Origin of the sequence: Clostridium sp. HCS.1 (genome assembly GCF_047900555.1) — a bacterium.
In the GTDB taxonomy this organism is placed as follows: domain Bacteria; phylum Bacillota; class Clostridia; order Clostridiales; family Clostridiaceae; genus Clostridium.
Genome location: NZ_CP170704.1, coordinates 1769866 through 1785957 on the forward strand (window position 1 = coordinate 1769866; position 16092 = coordinate 1785957).

Genomic DNA, 16092 nt, shown 5'->3' on the forward strand with positions numbered 1-16092 from the left:
AATAATGAATAATTAAGGTGATATAATACTTAATAGTCATTTTACATTGTCAATTTCTTATTATGTCTCTTTAAGAGGGGGTGCATCATTGAGTGAAAATGCTTTAAAGCTTATAAAAAAGGAAATTAATAAAGAAGATACTTTAGAGGATAAAGAAATTAAAATTATTAAATTTCAATTCTTTAAGAAAAGTAATATTCTTAAAGTTGTTTTAAGGGGTAAAGATGGATTAAATAATGAAGAAGAAGATAAAGTAAAGAAAGCAATTAAGAAAGCCTTAAATATAGATGTTAATATTGAGGTGCTTTTCTATAGAGATATTTCTTCTTTAAGTATAGAAGAAGTTGTTGAAAAACATTGGTTAGAAGTGATAGGAAATATTTTAAAAACAGTTCCTTTATCAAAGGCAGTTTTGACTAAGGGAGTAAAAAACATAGAAGGAAACTCTATTACAATAACTAGTGGGTATGAAAAGATTAATGAGCATTTAAATACAAAAGGGATACCAAAGCAAATTGCTCTTAATATAGAAAGTGTTTTTGGATTAAAGACAAAAGTTAAATTAGACTATGATAGCAGTTTAGAACTTAAAAATAATTATGAAGAAAAAATAGAACAAGAAAGAGAAGTGCTAAAAGAAATATTTAGTGGAAGAACAATTTCTAAGGAAAATACTAATAAAAATGATAAAGCTGATGATAATAAAGGACAAAAACCTAAAAAACCGTATGAAAAACGTGAATTTAAAAGAGAAGCAAAAAGTGAAAATAGTATTTTAGGAAGATCAATAAGTCAAGAAGCTATATCAATTAAGGAAATTGATGAAACTTCAGGTATCGTTGCAGTAATTGGTGAAGTATTTAAAACTGATATAATAGAGACTAAGACAGGTAAAACTATTCTTACTTTCTTTATTACAGATTACACTAGTTCCATTACAGTAAAGTGCTTCTTAAAACCACAGGAAACAGAAGAGGTATTAGATGCTGTAAAAAAAGGATTGTATTGTAAAGTAAGAGGGGAAGCAGTATATGATACTTATGCTAGAGAAGTAGTTATAATGGGTAGAGATATACTAAGAATGAGTAAAATAGAAAGAATGGATGGAGCAGAAGAAAAAAGAATTGAACTTCATTGCCATACTACAATGAGTGCTATGGATGGTGTTGCATCTGCTACTAAATTAATTGAAAGAGCTGCTAAATGGGGGCATAAAGCCATTGCTATTACAGACCATGGTGTAGTTCAGGCCTTTCCAGATGCTCAAATAGCTGCAAAGAAAAACAAAATAAAGGTTTTATATGGAGTTGAAGGATACTTAGTTAATGATGGTATTCCTATAGCTATTAACGATAAAGGTGAAGATTTTAATGATACATTTATAGTATTTGATATAGAAACTACTGGATTTTCACCACATAATGATAAGATTATAGAAATTGGAGCTGTAAAAATTAAAAACAGAGAAATTATAGATACTTTTAGTGAATTTGTTTATCCAAAGTGCAGAATACCTTACAAAATAACAGAATTAACAAGTATAACTGATGAAATGGTAAAGGATGCAGATCCAATTGAAGTAGTGTTACCTAAATTTATGAAGTTTATTGATGGATGTGCAGTAGTTGCACATAATGCAGCTTTTGATACTGGTTTTATAAAGAAAAATTGCAATGATTTAGGATTAGAATTTACATCAACAATTGTAGATACTGTGCCTTTAGCAAGATTTTTATATCCAGATTTAAAAAGAGTAAAATTAAATTTAGTTGCTAAACATTTAGGAGTATCTCTTGAAAATCACCATAGAGCTGTTGATGATGCTAAAGCTACAGCGGAGATTTTTTTAATATCTATTAAGAAAATGATTGAAGAATTAAATATAAATAGTATAAAAGAGTTAAATAATGAATTCCTTCAAAAAATGGATATTAAAAAGGAAAAGACCTTCCATATAATTATTTTTGCAAAAACTCAAGAAGGAATGAAAAATTTATATAAATTAATTTCTGAAGCTCATTTAGATAATTTTCATAAAAATCCTAGAACAAGAAAAAGTAGGCTTATGGAAATGAGAGAAGGACTTATTATAGGATCAGCTTGTGAAGCTGGTGAAGTTTATAGAGCTGTACTAGATGGTAAATCTGATGAAGAAATTAAGGAAATAATGAGTTTTTATGATTATTTAGAAATTCAGCCTATTGCAAACAATAGTTATTTAATAGATAAGGGAAATGTTAAAGATGAAAATGAACTTAGATCCTTAAATGAAAAGATATATAAATTGGGAAAAGAATTAAATAAAATTGTAGTAGCAACAGGTGATGTTCATTTCCTAGACCCTCAAGACGAGGTTTTTAGAAGAATAATAATGGCAGGACAAGGATTTTCAGATTCAGATAATCAGCCACCTCTTTATTTAAAAACTACAGAAGAAATGCTTAAGGAATTTTCATATTTAGGGCAAAATATAGCAAAAGAAGTTGTTGTAACTAATCCTTCCATTTTAGCGGATTCTATTGAGGTATTAAAACCAATACCAGATGAAACTTATCCACCTAAAATTGAAGGGGCAGATGATGAAATTAGAGAAATGACTATGAAGAAAGTTCATTCAATATATGGAGATCCATTACCTGAAATAGTACAAAAAAGATTAGATAAAGAATTAAATTCTATTATTAATAATGGATATGCGGTGCTATATTTGATTGCTCAAAAATTGGTTGCTAAATCACTAGCAGATGGATATTTAGTTGGTTCAAGAGGATCAGTTGGATCTTCCTTCGTTGCAACTATGTCAAATATAACTGAAGTTAATGGGCTTCCACCACACTATGTCTGTCCTAAATGCAAGAATTCAGAATTCTTCTTAGATGGTTCTGTTAGTTCAGGAGCAGATTTAGAGGATAAGAACTGCCCAAAATGTGGAACTGAATATATTAAAGATGGTCATGATATTCCCTTTGAAACTTTCTTAGGTTTTGAAGGTGATAAGGAACCAGATATCGACCTTAATTTCTCTGGAGATAACCAAGGTGAAATACATAAATATACAGAAGTTTTATTCGGTAAGGGATATGTATTTAAAGCTGGAACTATAGGTACTATAGCAGAAAAGACAGCTTATGGATATGTAAGGAAGTACTTAGATGAAAGAGGATTAAGAGCTACAAGTGCTGAAATAGAAAGATTGACTATTGGATGTACAGGTATTAAAAGAACTACTGGTCAGCATCCAGGTGGAATTATGGTAGTTCCTAGTGATAACGAGATTTTTAATTTTACACCTATTCAAAGGCCAGCAGATGATCCAACTTCAGATGTAACTACTACGCACTTTGATTATCATTCAATATCTGGTAGATTACTTAAGCTTGATATACTAGGTCACGACGATCCTACTATGATTAGGATGCTTCAAGATTTAACTGGTGTAGATCCTAAAACTATACCTTTAAATGATAAAAAAGTTATTTCTTTATTTACTTCTCCAGATGCTCTAGGAGTAACTAAAGAAGAACTTGGATGCGAAGTTGGTAGTTATGGACTTCCAGAGTTTGGAACAAAGTTTGTTAGAGGAATGCTAGTAGATACACAACCAAAAAGCTTTGCGGATTTAGTAAGAATTTCTGGACTTTCACATGGTACAGATGTGTGGCTTAATAATGCCCAATATTTTATAAAAGAGGGATATACAACATTAAAAGACTGTATTTCTACAAGAGATGATATTATGGTTTATTTAATGTATGCAGGAGTACCTCCTAAGATGGCTTTTACAATAATGGAAAGTGTAAGAAAAGGTAAAGGGCTAACAGAAGATTTTGAAAAAACCATGAAAGAAAACAATGTTCCCGATTGGTATATTGAGTCCTGTAAAAGAATAAAATATATGTTCCCTAAAGGCCATGCAGTTGCCTATGTAATGATGGCGGTAAGAATAGCTTATTTCAAAGTTTATTATCCAGAAGCTTATTATGCAACATATTTTACTGTAAGAGCTGATGATTTTGATGCAGATTTAATATGTAAGGGGGCTGGTGCTATAAAAGCAAAACTAGATGAACTTTATGAACTAGGTAATAAAGTTACTGCAAAGGATAAAGGTCTAATTACAGTATTAGAACTTTCTTATGAACTTTATGCAAGAGGTCTTAAATTTAAAAAAGTTGATTTATATATTTCTGAAGCTACAAAATTTACTATAGAAGAAGATGGAATAAGACCACCTATTAGTGCTCTTCAAGGTGTAGGAGAAAATGCAGCAAAGAGTATAGTTGAAGCAAGAAAAAATGGTGAGTTTATATCTAAAGAAGATTTAAGGCTTAGATCTAAAGTTTCAAAGACAGTTATAGAAACCTTAAGTAATCATGGATGTCTTGAAGGAATGTCAGAAACAAACCAATTATCTTTATTCTAAATTGGTATAATAATTATATATAAGGGCAGTAATAAGTATAATGGGATTAATAAATTGCTTACTACCCCTTGTATTTATTAGGAAATTGTGTTAGAATATAAAGGAAGTAATTTACTAATAGCTGAGAATTAGGAGTGGGAGTGAAAATGCCCGCTCTTTCTATTTAATTGCAACTACCATTTAGTTGCTTTTTTTATAGATTGAGTGAACTAGTAATACTTTATTAAAATTGAATATAAAGGAGGTTAATATGAAAGTTGATGCATTATTAGAGAAAATTTATCAATTAGTAAGACCTGTTGCAGAAGAATTAAATTATGAAATTTATCACATTGAGTATGTAAAAGAAAATGGAGAATATTATTTAAGGATATATATTGATAAAGATGGTGGCATAACTTTAACTGACTGTGAAAAGTTATCAAGAAGAGTAAGTGAAATTATGGATGTAGAGGATCCAATTCCAGTTGCATATTATTTAGAAGTATCGTCACCAGGTTTAAATAGAGGATTATTTACTGATGAGCATTATAAAAAGCAAATAGGCAAAGAAGTTCTTATTAGATTCACAAAATCTTTTGAGGGTAGAAAAAATGCAAAAGGTATATTAAAGGAAGTAACAGAAGATTCAGTTGTTGTTGAATATGAAGCTGAAAAATTACTTACAATTCCTAAAGATAAAATAAAATCAGCAAATTTAGAAGGGGAAATATAATAAGGAGGAAATTAAAATGAACCAAGAGTTTATAGTTGCTCTTAAAGAAATTGTAAAAGATAAGGGGATTAGCGAAGATTTAATTTTTACTACTATAGAGGATGCATTGGTGGCAGCATATAAGAAGAACTATGCAAGTCCAACAACTTCTGCACAAAATGTGAAAGTAAGTATAAATAGAGAAACAGGAGAAATACATGTATATGCTCAAAAAGTAGTAGTTGAGGATGTATATGATTATGTAACTGAAATAAGTTTAGAAGAAGCTAAGGAAATAAGCCCAAGATATGATCTTGATGATATAGTGGATTTAGAAGTTACTCCTAAAAACTTTGGTAGAGTGGCAGCACAACTAGCAAAGGGAGTAGTTACACAAAGAATAAGAGAAGCAGAAAGAAATATAGTATATTCTGAATACAAGGAATTAGAATATGACATTATAACAGGAACAGTGCTTAGAAAAGATAAAGGAAATGTTTTTGTAAATCTTGGTAGAATAGAAACATCTATTGGACCAAATGAACAAATTCCAAGAGAAGAATATAAATTTAATGAAAAAGTAAAACTATATGTTGTAGAAGTTAAGAATGGATCTAAAGGAGCTCAAATATTAGTTTCTAGAACTCATCCTGGATTAGTAAAAAGATTATTTGAATTAGAAGTTCCTGAAATATATGAAGGAATAGTTGAAATTAAGAGCATTTCAAGAGAAGCTGGTTCAAGAAGTAAAATAGCAGTTTACTCAAATGATGAGAATGTTGATCCAATGGGTGCTTGTGTAGGACCTAAAGGAATTAGAGTACAAAATATCGTAAATGAACTTAAAGGTGAAAAAATCGATATAATAAAATGGAGCAAAAATCCTGAAGAATTTATAGCTGCGGCTCTAAGTCCTGCAAAAGTTTTAGAAGTTGTAGTTTCTGAAGAAAATAAATCAGCTAAAGTTGTTGTAGATGACAATCAATTATCTCTTGCTATAGGTAAGGAAGGTCAAAACGTAAGACTTGCAGCAAAATTAACTAACTGGAAGATAGATATAAAAAGCAAATCACAAGCAGAAGCTTTGAAAAAAGAAGAATTAGATGATTTAAATGAAGAAATTGAAATCTTAGAATAAGGGAGGATTTTTTATGAAAGTAAAGAAAGTTCCTTTAAGAATGTGTACAGGATGTATGGAGATGAAGCCTAAAAAAGAACTTATAAGAATCGTTAAAAGTCCAGAAGGCGAAGTTTCTGTTGATTTAACTGGGAAAAAGTCTGGAAGAGGAGCTTATATATGCAAGGATATAGAATGCTTAGAAAAGGCATTTAAAGCTAAAAGACTTTCAAGAAACCTAGACATAGCTATAGATAACGAAATATACGATAGATTAAGGAAAGAAATAAATGAATAAATTTTTTAATTTTCTTGGTTTAGCAAAAAGATCAGGAAATGTAATTGAAGGCTATAGTAAATGTGATGAAGAGAGAAACAGAAAAAATATTTTCTTATTTATTATATCTAATGATGCTTCAAATAGTACAAAAAAGAAATTTAAGAATCATTGTTTAACAAAGAATATAGTGTTTATAGAAGATTTTTCGAAAGAAGAATTAGGATCTTCAATTGGAAGAGAAGAAGTGAAAATATTAGCTATAACAGATAAAAATATGGCTAATAAACTTTACAGCCTTTATGAAGATCAAAGTACCAAAATTTAACCGGGGGTGATTTTATTGTCAAAAATCAGAGTATATGAATTGGCAAAAGAACTTAACATAAGCTCAAAAGAGCTTATAGAATTATTAATGAATGAATTTAGCGTTGATGTAAAAAATCATATGAGCGTAATAGAAGATGAAGATGCAGAATTAATTAAAGAATTACTTGGAGAAACAGATAAATCTACTGAAAAGACTATCGTAGATGAATATGAAGAAATATTAGCTGAAGAAGTTAATAATCAAGCTAAAAAAAGAAAAAAGAAGAAAAATGATGACACTGTAGATGCTGTAGGAGAAGGCGGCTCAGGAGTAGTTGAAATTGGTGAAACTATAACTGTAAAAGAGTTAGCTGAAAAAATTGGAAGACCTACTGCAGATGTTATCAAAACACTTATTTTTACAGGAGTAATGGCTGGAATAAATCAAGAGATAGATTTTGCAACAGCTGAAAAAGTATGTGAAAAATATGAGTGCTTAGTAGTTAAAAAAGAAGAAAAAGAAGAATTAGAAATAGTAGAAGATGAAGAAATAGTAGAAGAAAATCTTGTTAAGAGACCTCCTATAGTAACAGTTATGGGCCACGTTGACCATGGTAAAACATCACTTTTAGATTCTATTAGAAAAGCAAATGTTACAGCACATGAAGCTGGTGGAATAACTCAGCATATAGGTGCTTATACTGTTAATTTAAATGGAGAAAAATTAACATTCTTAGATACTCCTGGACATGAAGCTTTCACAGCAATGAGAGCAAGAGGAGCTCAAGTTACAGATGTAGTTATATTAGTTGTTGCAGCAGATGACGGAATAATGCCACAAACTAAAGAAGCTATAAGCCACTGTAAGGCAGCTGAAGTTCCTATGATAGTTGCAATTAATAAAATTGATAGACCAGGAGCTAATATTGATAGAGTTAAACAAGAATTAACTGAATATGGATTAGTATCTGAAGACTGGGGTGGAGATACCATTTGTGTTCCTGTATCAGCTAAAACAGGAGAAAATATAGAACAATTATTAGAAATGGTTCTATTAACAGCTGAAATGGCAGAACTTAAAGCTGATCCTAAGAGAAAAGCAAAGGGAACAGTAATAGAAGCTAAACTTGATAAAGGAAGAGGCCCAGTTGCAACTTTACTTATTCAAAATGGTACATTAAATGTTGGAGATTCAATATTAGTAGGTTCTACTTATGGTAGAATAAGAGCTATGTTTGATGACAAAGGTAAGACAATTAAGAGTGCTGGTCCTTCAATACCAGTAGAAATTTTAGGACTTTCAGAAGTACCATCAGCTGGAGATAGATTTGCTGTGGTTAAGGATGAAAAGACAGCTAGAAATATGGCTGAAATAAGAAAACAAAAACTTAAAGATGAAAGCTTCCACTCAGCAAATAGAGTTTCACTTGAAGATTTATACAGCCAAATTCAAGAAGGAACTGTTAAGGAACTTGGAATAATTGTAAAAGCAGATGTACAGGGTTCTGTTCAAGCTATAAAGCAATCTTTAGAAAAATTATCTACTGATGATGTAAAAGTTAGAGTTATTCATGGTGGAGTTGGTGCAATTACTGAAACTGATGTTACGCTTGCTGCAGCATCAAATGCATTATTAATTGGATTTAATGTAAGACCTGACTCAAATGCTTCTATAATTGCTGATAAGGAAGGCGTATCAATTAAAACTTATAGAATTATATATGATGCAATTGAAGATGTTAAATCAGCAATGATTGGAATGCTTGATCCAGAATATAAAGAAGTTATTAATGGTAAAGCTGAAGTTAGAATGGTTTACAAAATTTCTAGTGTTGGAACAATTGCAGGATGTTATGTTTTAGATGGTAAAATTATAAGAAATTCTGAAGTTAGAGTTATTAGAGATGGTATAGTAATATTTGAATCAACATTAGCATCATTAAAGAGATTTAAAGATGATGCAAAAGAAGTCAATGCAGGATATGAATGTGGTTTAAGTGTAGAAAGATTTAATGATTTAAAAGAAGGCGATATAATAGAATCATTTACTATGCAAGCAACTGAAAGAAAGCAGCTTTAATTAAAGAGGTGATTTTAAATGGCTAATTACAGAGGCGGAAGAATTAACGAAGAGGTTAAAAGAGAAATAAGTATAATTATTAGAGATGAAATAAAGGATCCAAGAATGACTGCGATGGTGTCTATTACATCAGTTAAAGTTAGTAAGGATTTAAGATATGCAAAGGTATTTGTAAGTATATTCGGTAAAAATGAAGAAGAAAAAAATGAAACCTTTGCTGCATTAAAGAGTGCAAGTGGATATGTTAGAAGAGAAGTAGGTCAAAGAATGAATTTAAGAAATACTCCTCAAATCCTATTTGAATTAGATGATTCTATAAGTTACAGTATGAGAATAGAAGAACTTATAGATAAAACTAAGGACAAATAATGAATACATTATCTGATATTTGTAAAATAATATCAAATAGTAATAAAGTAGGCATTACCTATCATGTATCACCAGATGGTGATGCAGTAGGTAGTGCACTTGCACTATTAAATGGATTAAAATATCTAAATAAAAATGCTTATTTAATTTCAAAGGACATTATTTCAGATAATTTACAGTTCTTAAAATCTTCTAAGGAAGGCAATGGCTTAATTACAGTACCAACTGAAGATACTGATACAGTAGTTGTCGTAGATTGTGGTAATTATGAACGTATATCTGCCGAACTTCAAAATTTTGATAAGACTATAATAAATATAGATCACCATTTATCAAACGATGAATATGGTGATTATAACTATGTTGATACAAATGCAGCAGCTACTGCTGAAATTATTTTTGAATTATTAGAAATATTAGGACTAAACTTTAAATCTAAAAACCAAGAAATAAAGGAAATAGGAACTTGTCTTTATACTTCACTGGTGACAGATACTGGTGGATTTAGACATTCAAATGTAACTTCTAGAACTCATAGAATTGCAGCAGTATTAAAAGATGCTGATGTAAACAATACTTATATATATCAAAGTCTTTTTGATAATAACAGTTTTGAAAAGATAAGATTAATAGGAAAATCTATAAATAATATGGAACTTTTATTTGATAGAAAGGTTTCTTTAATTAAGATACCATTGTCCTATGGAGAAGAGCTAGGTATAGAAATTGGTGATACATCAGATATAATCTCCTTTGGTTTACAAATTAAAGGTGTAGAAGTTGCAGTTTTAGTTAAGGAAATTGAAGGCGGAGCTAAAGCAAGTCTAAGATCTAAAAATAATTTCGATGTTAGAAAAATTGCAGAAAAATTTGGCGGCGGTGGTCATGCTAAAGCTTCTGGTATTAGATTAAATGGAGTTACTTTAGATGAAGCCAAGGATAAAATTTTAGAGGAAATCGAGAAAGAGTTGCTATAATGGATGGAGTAATTAATATATTTAAAAATACTGGTATGACATCCTTTGATGTAGTTAGAATAGTAAAAAAAGCTTCAAATACTAAGAAGGTTGGACATACAGGTACCCTAGACCCAGAAGCTTCTGGAGTTCTTCCAGTATGTATTGGAAAGGGAACAAAAATTATAGACTATATTATGAATTCAGATAAAGTTTATGAAGTTGAATTTAAACTTGGAATTAAAACTACAACATACGATTTAGAAGGCGATATTATTGAAGAAATAGATCCATCTAATTTAACTAATAAAAATATACTAAGTGCTATTAATTCTTTTATAGGGGAATATAATCAAGTTCCTCCTATGTATTCAGCTTTAAAGAAAAATGGAGTGAGACTATACGAACTTGCAAGAAAAGGAATTGAAGTTGAAAGAGAAGGAAGACCTGTAAAAATAATTAATATAGAGAATATTAAAATAAATAATCCATATATAACTATGACGGTAACTTGTTCAAAAGGAACGTATATTAGAAGTCTTTGTTATGATATAGGCAATTATTTAGAAGTTGGAGCTGCTATGACTAAACTTAAAAGAACTCAAACTTCTAAATTTACTGAAGAAGAAGCAATTAATATTAAAGATATTAATTCAGAAAATATTAATGATTATGTTATTAGTATAGAAGATGCGTTAGATGCTTATGATAAATTGGTTGTTATAAATAAGTATTCAAGACTTTTGATTAACGGAGTTAGAGTCTTTGATAGAAGATTTACAAAAGAAGATTTTAAGTTAGAAAAACTATATAGAGTCTATGATGAAGATGGAGTGTTTATAGGACTTGGAAGTGGTAATCATCAAGGCTTTAAGATAGAAAAATTGTTAATTAATTAGGGGAGCTGGATATGATAGTAATAGATGATATTATTATGGATAATAAGAAAAGTGACAACTATGTTGCATTAGGTAGCTTTGATGGCCTTCATTATGGACACTTATCCCTTGTAAGAAAAACAGTTGAATTAGCTAGGGAGAAGAATGGAAAGAGTATGGTTTTCACTTATAAAAATCATCCTAAAACAATAATTAAGCCTGACAGTGTACCTAAGATAATTATGGATTTAGATACAAAACTTGAATATTTAGAAGAAGAAAATGTTGACATAGTAATACTAAGAAGTTTTACAAAAGAGTTTATGTCTATGGAAGCAGAAGATTTTATTAAACTCCTTTGTGAAGATTATAATGTAAAAGGAATAGTTGTAGGATTTAATTTTAGATTTGGGCATAAAAATCTTGGAGATATAAACTTATTAAAAAATCTTCAAAATAAATATGGATATGAACTATTTATTATGGAGCCATATACATATAAGGGCAATGCAATAAGCAGTACTAGAATAAGGGAATGTATATTAGAAGGCGAAGTAAAAGAAGCTACTAATATGCTGTCAAAACCATATTTAATTAAAGGTAAGGTCATTCATGGAAAGCAGCTTGGAAGAACAATAGGAGTGCCTACTGCCAACTTAGAATTTAATGATAAAATGGTTATTCCAGGCAAAGGTGTATACTATACTAATGTTAAGTATAATGGTAGAGTCTTTAAAGGTATTACTTCTGTAGGGAATAATCCAACTGTAAATGGGAAAGAATTGACTATAGAAACCTTTATATTAGATTTCGATGAAATGATTTATGGCGAAGAACTTAAAGTATATTTTATTGAAAAGATTAGAGGAGAAATAAAGTTCGATTCATTAGATGAACTTGTTGCACAAATAAAAAGAGATGAAGATTTTGCAAGAGCTAAAGAGATAATAATTTAATTATTATAAATTTATAATTTACAATAATAATATGATTTGTTATAATATCAAGGAAGAACCTAAACCTAAGATTTGAGGGTGCTATCTCTTTTCATGGATTTAGGGGATAATTATACGGAGGTGCGATTATGGACGCAATAAAGAAGCAAGAAATTATTAAAGAACATGGAAGACACGAAGGAGATACTGGATCACCAGAAGTGCAAATAGCTTTATTAACAGAAAGAATTAATTCTTTAACTGGACACTTAAAGACTCACAAGAAAGACCACCACTCAAGAAGAGGTCTTTTAATGATGGTTGGTAGAAGAAGAGGTCTTCTTAACTACTTAGCTGATCAAGATATCGAAAGATACAGAGCTATAATCAAAAAATTAGGCTTAAGAAGATAGTCTTTAGAGCGGTTTTTAAGCCGCTCTATTATTTTAACATTTTTAAATGATAAGTGATGAACCTTGAAGGGAGGTTACAAAATGAACAATGTAATGAAAACAAATATAGCTGGTAGAGAGCTTAAATTAGAATTTGGTAAAATCGGAATGTTATCAAATATAGCAGCTTTTATTAGCTATGGAGACACAGTTATTTTAACTAACGTGAATGCTTCAGAAAAACCAAGAGAAGGAATAGACTTTTTCCCATTAAGTGTAGAATATGAGGAAAGATTATATTCAGTTGGTAAAATCCCAGGTGGATTTATAAAAAGAGAAGGAAGACCTTCAGAAAATGCTATATTATTTGGGAGGGCAGTAGATAGACCTTTAAGACCTTTATTCCCAAAAGGATATAGAAATGATGTGCAAGTAGTTTGTACAGTAGTATCAGTTGAAAAGGATAATTTACCAGAAATTCTAGCAATTAATGCAGCGTCATTATCTTTATGTTTATCAAGCATACCTTTTACAACACCTGTTGCAGCAGTACATGTAGGACTAATCGATGGAAAATTCATTTTAAATCCAACATCTAAAGAAAGAGAAGAAAGTATTCTTCAATTAACTGTTTGTGCAACAAGCGAAAGAGTTATGATGATTGAAGCTGGTGGTAATGAAATACCAGAAGATGTAATGCTTAATGCTATTAAGTTTGGATTTGATAGCTGTCAAGATATAATTAAATTCCAAGAAGAAGCAATGGCTAAGTTTGGTAAAGAAAAAATAACACCAGAATTGTATAAGCCTAATAAAGAGTTAGAAGAAGAAATTAAAGAATTCGCTAGCGCTATGATAAAAGAGGCAATGTGGATTACTGATAAGGACGAAAGAAATGCTGCTATGGATGCAGTAAATGAAAAAGTTTATGCAGAATTCGAGGAAAAGTATCCTGATAATCTAGGTGATGTTAAAGAAATAATATATGGATTGCAAAAAGAAGTTGTAAGAGATATGTTATTGAATCATCATAGAAGACCAGATGAAAGAGCATTCGATGAAGTTAGACCTATATCATGTGAAGTTGGAATTTTACCAAGAACTCATGGAACAGGATTATTTACTAGAGGATTAACTCAAGTTATGACTGTAGCTACTTTAGGTGCTGTTGGTGATATTCAAATTATAGATGGTATTGGAGAAGCAGAGTCAAAGAGATATATGCATCACTACAATTTCCCAGGATACTCAGTTGGTGAAGTTAAACCTTTAAGAGGGCCAGGAAGAAGAGAAATAGGTCATGGTGCTTTAGCTGAAAGGGCATTAGAACCACTAATACCTTCAGAAGAGGAATTCCCATATACAATAAGATTAGTTTCAGAAGTATTAAGCTCTAATGGATCAACATCTCAAGCATCTGTATGTGGAAGTACTTTAGCATTATTAGATGCAGGTGTACCATTAAAGAGACCAGCAGCAGGAATAGCAATGGGACTTATAACATCAGAAGATTTATCAAGAGAAGAAGTATTAACAGATATTCAAGGTATTGAAGATTTCTTTGCTGATATGGACTTTAAAGTAGCTGGAACTGTAGAAGGTATTACATCAATTCAAGTAGATACTAAAATTAAAGGATTAAGCTTTAAAGTAATAGAAGACGCTATAACTGGTGCAAGAAAAGCTAGATTAGAAATCTTAGATAAAATTAATGCTTGTATTCCAGAAGCAAGAAAAGAAGTTTCTGAGTATGCACCTAAGACATCAATAATAAATGTAGATACAGAAAAGATAAGAGACATAATTGGTGCTGGTGGTAAGGTTATTAATAAGATAATAGAAGAAACTGGAGTTAAAATAGACATAAAAGAAGATGGAACAGTATTCGTATCTTCACCAGAACATGAAGGAGTTAAAAAAGCAATAGCAATTATTGAAGGATTAACTAAAGAAGTTAAGGCTGGAGAAGTTTACTTAGGAAAGGTTACTAAAATAGCTGCCTTTGGAGCATTTGTAGAAATTCTTCCAAATAAAGAAGGATTATGCCATATATCTAAGCTAGATAAAGCAAGAGTTAATAAAGTAGAAGATGTTGTTTCAGTTGGTGACGAAATATTAGTTAAGGTAACTGAAATAGATAATCAAGGAAGAATTAACCTTTCAAGAAAAGATGCTTTAGTAGATAGTTCAGAAGAAGAAAAAACAGAATAATAATGTTAGTAAAGGGCAATTTATTGCCTTTTTTTCTTTATATGATAAAATTTTAAATATAACTACATAACTATTTATTAAATTAGAATAATACTAATATAATAACTTTAAAAATAGAAGGAGAGCATATGTATAATATTTATAAATTAACAAATGGACTGAGAGTAGTGACCGAATATATAGATCATGTTAATTCAATAAGCGTTGGTGTTATGGTACAAAATGGTTCTAGAAATGAAGATTTATCAGTTAATGGAATTTCCCATTTTATAGAGCATATGTTTTTTAAAGGAACAGAAAAGAGAAGTTCAAAGGAAATAGTTCAGGAAATAGAAAATGTAGGTGGTCAAATTAATGCTTATACTAGCAAGGAAGCTACTTGCTATTATATAAAAGCTTTAAATACCCACTTAAATTTGTCTGTAGAAATTTTAGCTGATATGCTTATAAATTCTAAGTTCGATGATGAAGAAATAGCAAAGGAACAAGGAGTTGTAATTGAAGAAATCAATATGAGCGAAGATTCTCCAGAAGATGTATTAGATAATAATCAAGCTGAAGCTATATTTGGAAATAACTCATTATCCTATCCTATATTAGGAACCATAGAAAATATTAAGTCATTTAACAGCAAAAAGATAAAGAATTTTGTGAAATCTCATTATACGCCATATAACTCAGTAATTTCAGTATGTGGGAAATTTGATGAAAAGGAATTAATAAAAATATTAGAAGATAACTTTGGAGAGTGGGATGGAGATAAGGATTATATTCCAACTTATGAAACGCCAATCTTATTAAATGATAGTAAATATACTAATAAACAAATTGAACAACTTCATATTAACTTATCTTTAAAGGGATTACCTTACGCACATGAAAAAGCTTATTCTTTAGTATTACTTAATAATGTTTTTGGTGGTGGAGCATCATCAATTTTATTTCAAAAAGTAAGGGAAGAATTGGGTCTTTGTTATAGTGTATATTCATATGGACATCCATACTTGGGAATTGGAATAAATAATATTTATACTGGAGTAAGTAAACAATCAGCGGAAAAGGCTTTAGATGTTATAAATAAGGAACTTAAAAAGTTTGCTAAAGAAGGTATTTCTAATGATTTAATAGAAATAAATAAAGAGAAAATTAAAGCAAATTATATATTAGGTCTTGAAAGCACCTCATCAAGAATGTTTTCTAATGCTAAAAATATGTTATTACAGAATAAAATTAAAACTCAAGAAGAAGTTATAAAAAGAATTAACAATATAAATAATGATGACATAAATTATGTATTAGATACATGCTTTAAACCAGGCATAATAAGTTCAGCTTATGTAGGTCAAGATATAGAATATGAAAAATTAAATGAAATATTAGAGCCTAATATAAAAGCCTATGATAATTCTATAAATGAAGCAACTGTAAGACTTTAATTTATATGTAATAAT

The 16092-nt window shown here is 30.0% G+C and carries 13 protein-coding genes; all 13 read left to right on the forward strand.

Translation table 11 applies throughout. From position 1 onward, the window contains the following. Positions 1 to 88 precede the first annotated feature (88 nt). The 13 genes from ACFYH6_RS08475 to ACFYH6_RS08535 all read left to right on the forward strand — a co-directional run bounded on the left by ACFYH6_RS08475 (position 89) and on the right by ACFYH6_RS08535 (position 16077). Positions 89 to 4423 carry a PolC-type DNA polymerase III gene (locus ACFYH6_RS08475; protein ID WP_416179474.1) on the forward strand — a complete coding sequence of 1445 codons (4335 nt, stop codon included), beginning with the start codon at positions 89 to 91 and terminating at the stop codon, positions 4421 to 4423. 250 nt (positions 4424 to 4673) lie between these two features. Further along, positions 4674 to 5138, forward strand: coding sequence for a ribosome maturation factor RimP (gene rimP, locus ACFYH6_RS08480; protein ID WP_316342897.1), 465 nt, complete (start codon positions 4674 to 4676; stop codon positions 5136 to 5138). 16 nt (positions 5139 to 5154) lie between these two features. Then, positions 5155 to 6255 (forward strand): transcription termination factor NusA, encoded by a 1101-nt coding sequence (gene nusA / locus ACFYH6_RS08485; protein WP_316342898.1) that lies wholly within the window; start codon positions 5155 to 5157, stop codon positions 6253 to 6255. A 13-nt stretch (positions 6256 to 6268) separates the two neighbouring features. Then, a complete protein-coding gene (gene rnpM / locus ACFYH6_RS08490; protein ID WP_316342899.1) occupies positions 6269 to 6532 on the forward strand; it encodes an RNase P modulator RnpM in 264 nt (87 codons plus the stop codon). Beyond that, a complete protein-coding gene (locus tag ACFYH6_RS08495) occupies positions 6525 to 6839 on the forward strand; it encodes a ribosomal L7Ae/L30e/S12e/Gadd45 family protein (RefSeq protein WP_316342900.1) in 315 nt (104 codons plus the stop codon). The genes rnpM and ACFYH6_RS08495 overlap by 8 nt, the downstream gene beginning before the upstream one ends. Before the next feature lie 15 nt (positions 6840 to 6854). Next, positions 6855 to 8900 (forward strand): translation initiation factor IF-2, encoded by a 2046-nt coding sequence (gene infB / locus ACFYH6_RS08500; RefSeq protein WP_416179473.1) that lies wholly within the window; start codon positions 6855 to 6857, stop codon positions 8898 to 8900. A gap of 18 nt (positions 8901 to 8918) precedes the next feature. Next, positions 8919 to 9269, forward strand: coding sequence for a 30S ribosome-binding factor RbfA (gene rbfA, locus ACFYH6_RS08505; protein ID WP_316342902.1), 351 nt, complete (start codon positions 8919 to 8921; stop codon positions 9267 to 9269). Beyond that, complete coding sequence (locus tag ACFYH6_RS08510; protein ID WP_316342903.1) at positions 9269 to 10246, forward strand: bifunctional oligoribonuclease/PAP phosphatase NrnA; 978 nt, start codon at positions 9269 to 9271, stop codon at positions 10244 to 10246. The genes rbfA and ACFYH6_RS08510 overlap by 1 nt, the downstream gene beginning before the upstream one ends. Beyond that, a complete protein-coding gene (truB, locus tag ACFYH6_RS08515; RefSeq protein ID WP_316342904.1) occupies positions 10246 to 11124 on the forward strand; it encodes a tRNA pseudouridine(55) synthase TruB in 879 nt (292 codons plus the stop codon). The genes ACFYH6_RS08510 and truB overlap by 1 nt, the downstream gene beginning before the upstream one ends. Positions 11125 to 11135: 11 nt before the next feature. After that, positions 11136 to 12059, forward strand: coding sequence for a bifunctional riboflavin kinase/FAD synthetase (locus ACFYH6_RS08520; protein ID WP_316342905.1), 924 nt, complete (start codon positions 11136 to 11138; stop codon positions 12057 to 12059). 128 nt (positions 12060 to 12187) lie between these two features. Continuing rightward, entirely contained in the window at positions 12188 to 12451 is a 264-nt protein-coding gene (gene rpsO, locus ACFYH6_RS08525; protein ID WP_291708672.1) for a 30S ribosomal protein S15, read from the forward strand. An 81-nt stretch (positions 12452 to 12532) separates the two neighbouring features. Further along, the gene (locus tag ACFYH6_RS08530; RefSeq protein ID WP_416179472.1) at positions 12533 to 14641 is read left to right on the forward strand and encodes a polyribonucleotide nucleotidyltransferase; all 2109 of its coding nucleotides are present in this window, start codon (positions 12533 to 12535) and stop codon (positions 14639 to 14641) included. 128 nt (positions 14642 to 14769) lie between these two features. Next, the gene (locus tag ACFYH6_RS08535; protein ID WP_416179471.1) at positions 14770 to 16077 is read left to right on the forward strand and encodes a M16 family metallopeptidase; all 1308 of its coding nucleotides are present in this window, start codon (positions 14770 to 14772) and stop codon (positions 16075 to 16077) included. The last annotated feature ends 15 nt before the right edge of the window (positions 16078 to 16092 follow it).

What these genes read in the sequence shown, in the direction of transcription:
- truB (WP_316342904.1), top strand. Translation starts at nt 10,246, where the DNA reads ATGGATGGAGTAATTAATATATTTAAAAATACTGGTATGACATCCTTT.
- ACFYH6_RS08535 (WP_416179471.1), top strand. Translation starts at nt 14,770, where the DNA reads ATGTATAATATTTATAAATTAACAAATGGACTGAGAGTAGTGACCGAA.
- nusA (WP_316342898.1), top strand. Translation starts at nt 5,155, where the DNA reads ATGAACCAAGAGTTTATAGTTGCTCTTAAAGAAATTGTAAAAGATAAG.
- rnpM (WP_316342899.1), top strand. Translation starts at nt 6,269, where the DNA reads ATGAAAGTAAAGAAAGTTCCTTTAAGAATGTGTACAGGATGTATGGAG.
- ACFYH6_RS08510 (WP_316342903.1), top strand. Translation starts at nt 9,269, where the DNA reads ATGAATACATTATCTGATATTTGTAAAATAATATCAAATAGTAATAAA.
- ACFYH6_RS08530 (WP_416179472.1), top strand. Translation starts at nt 12,533, where the DNA reads ATGAACAATGTAATGAAAACAAATATAGCTGGTAGAGAGCTTAAATTA.
- ACFYH6_RS08495 (WP_316342900.1), top strand. Translation starts at nt 6,525, where the DNA reads ATGAATAAATTTTTTAATTTTCTTGGTTTAGCAAAAAGATCAGGAAAT.
- rpsO (WP_291708672.1), top strand. Translation starts at nt 12,188, where the DNA reads ATGGACGCAATAAAGAAGCAAGAAATTATTAAAGAACATGGAAGACAC.
- rbfA (WP_316342902.1), top strand. Translation starts at nt 8,919, where the DNA reads ATGGCTAATTACAGAGGCGGAAGAATTAACGAAGAGGTTAAAAGAGAA.
- ACFYH6_RS08520 (WP_316342905.1), top strand. Translation starts at nt 11,136, where the DNA reads ATGATAGTAATAGATGATATTATTATGGATAATAAGAAAAGTGACAAC.
- rimP (WP_316342897.1), top strand. Translation starts at nt 4,674, where the DNA reads ATGAAAGTTGATGCATTATTAGAGAAAATTTATCAATTAGTAAGACCT.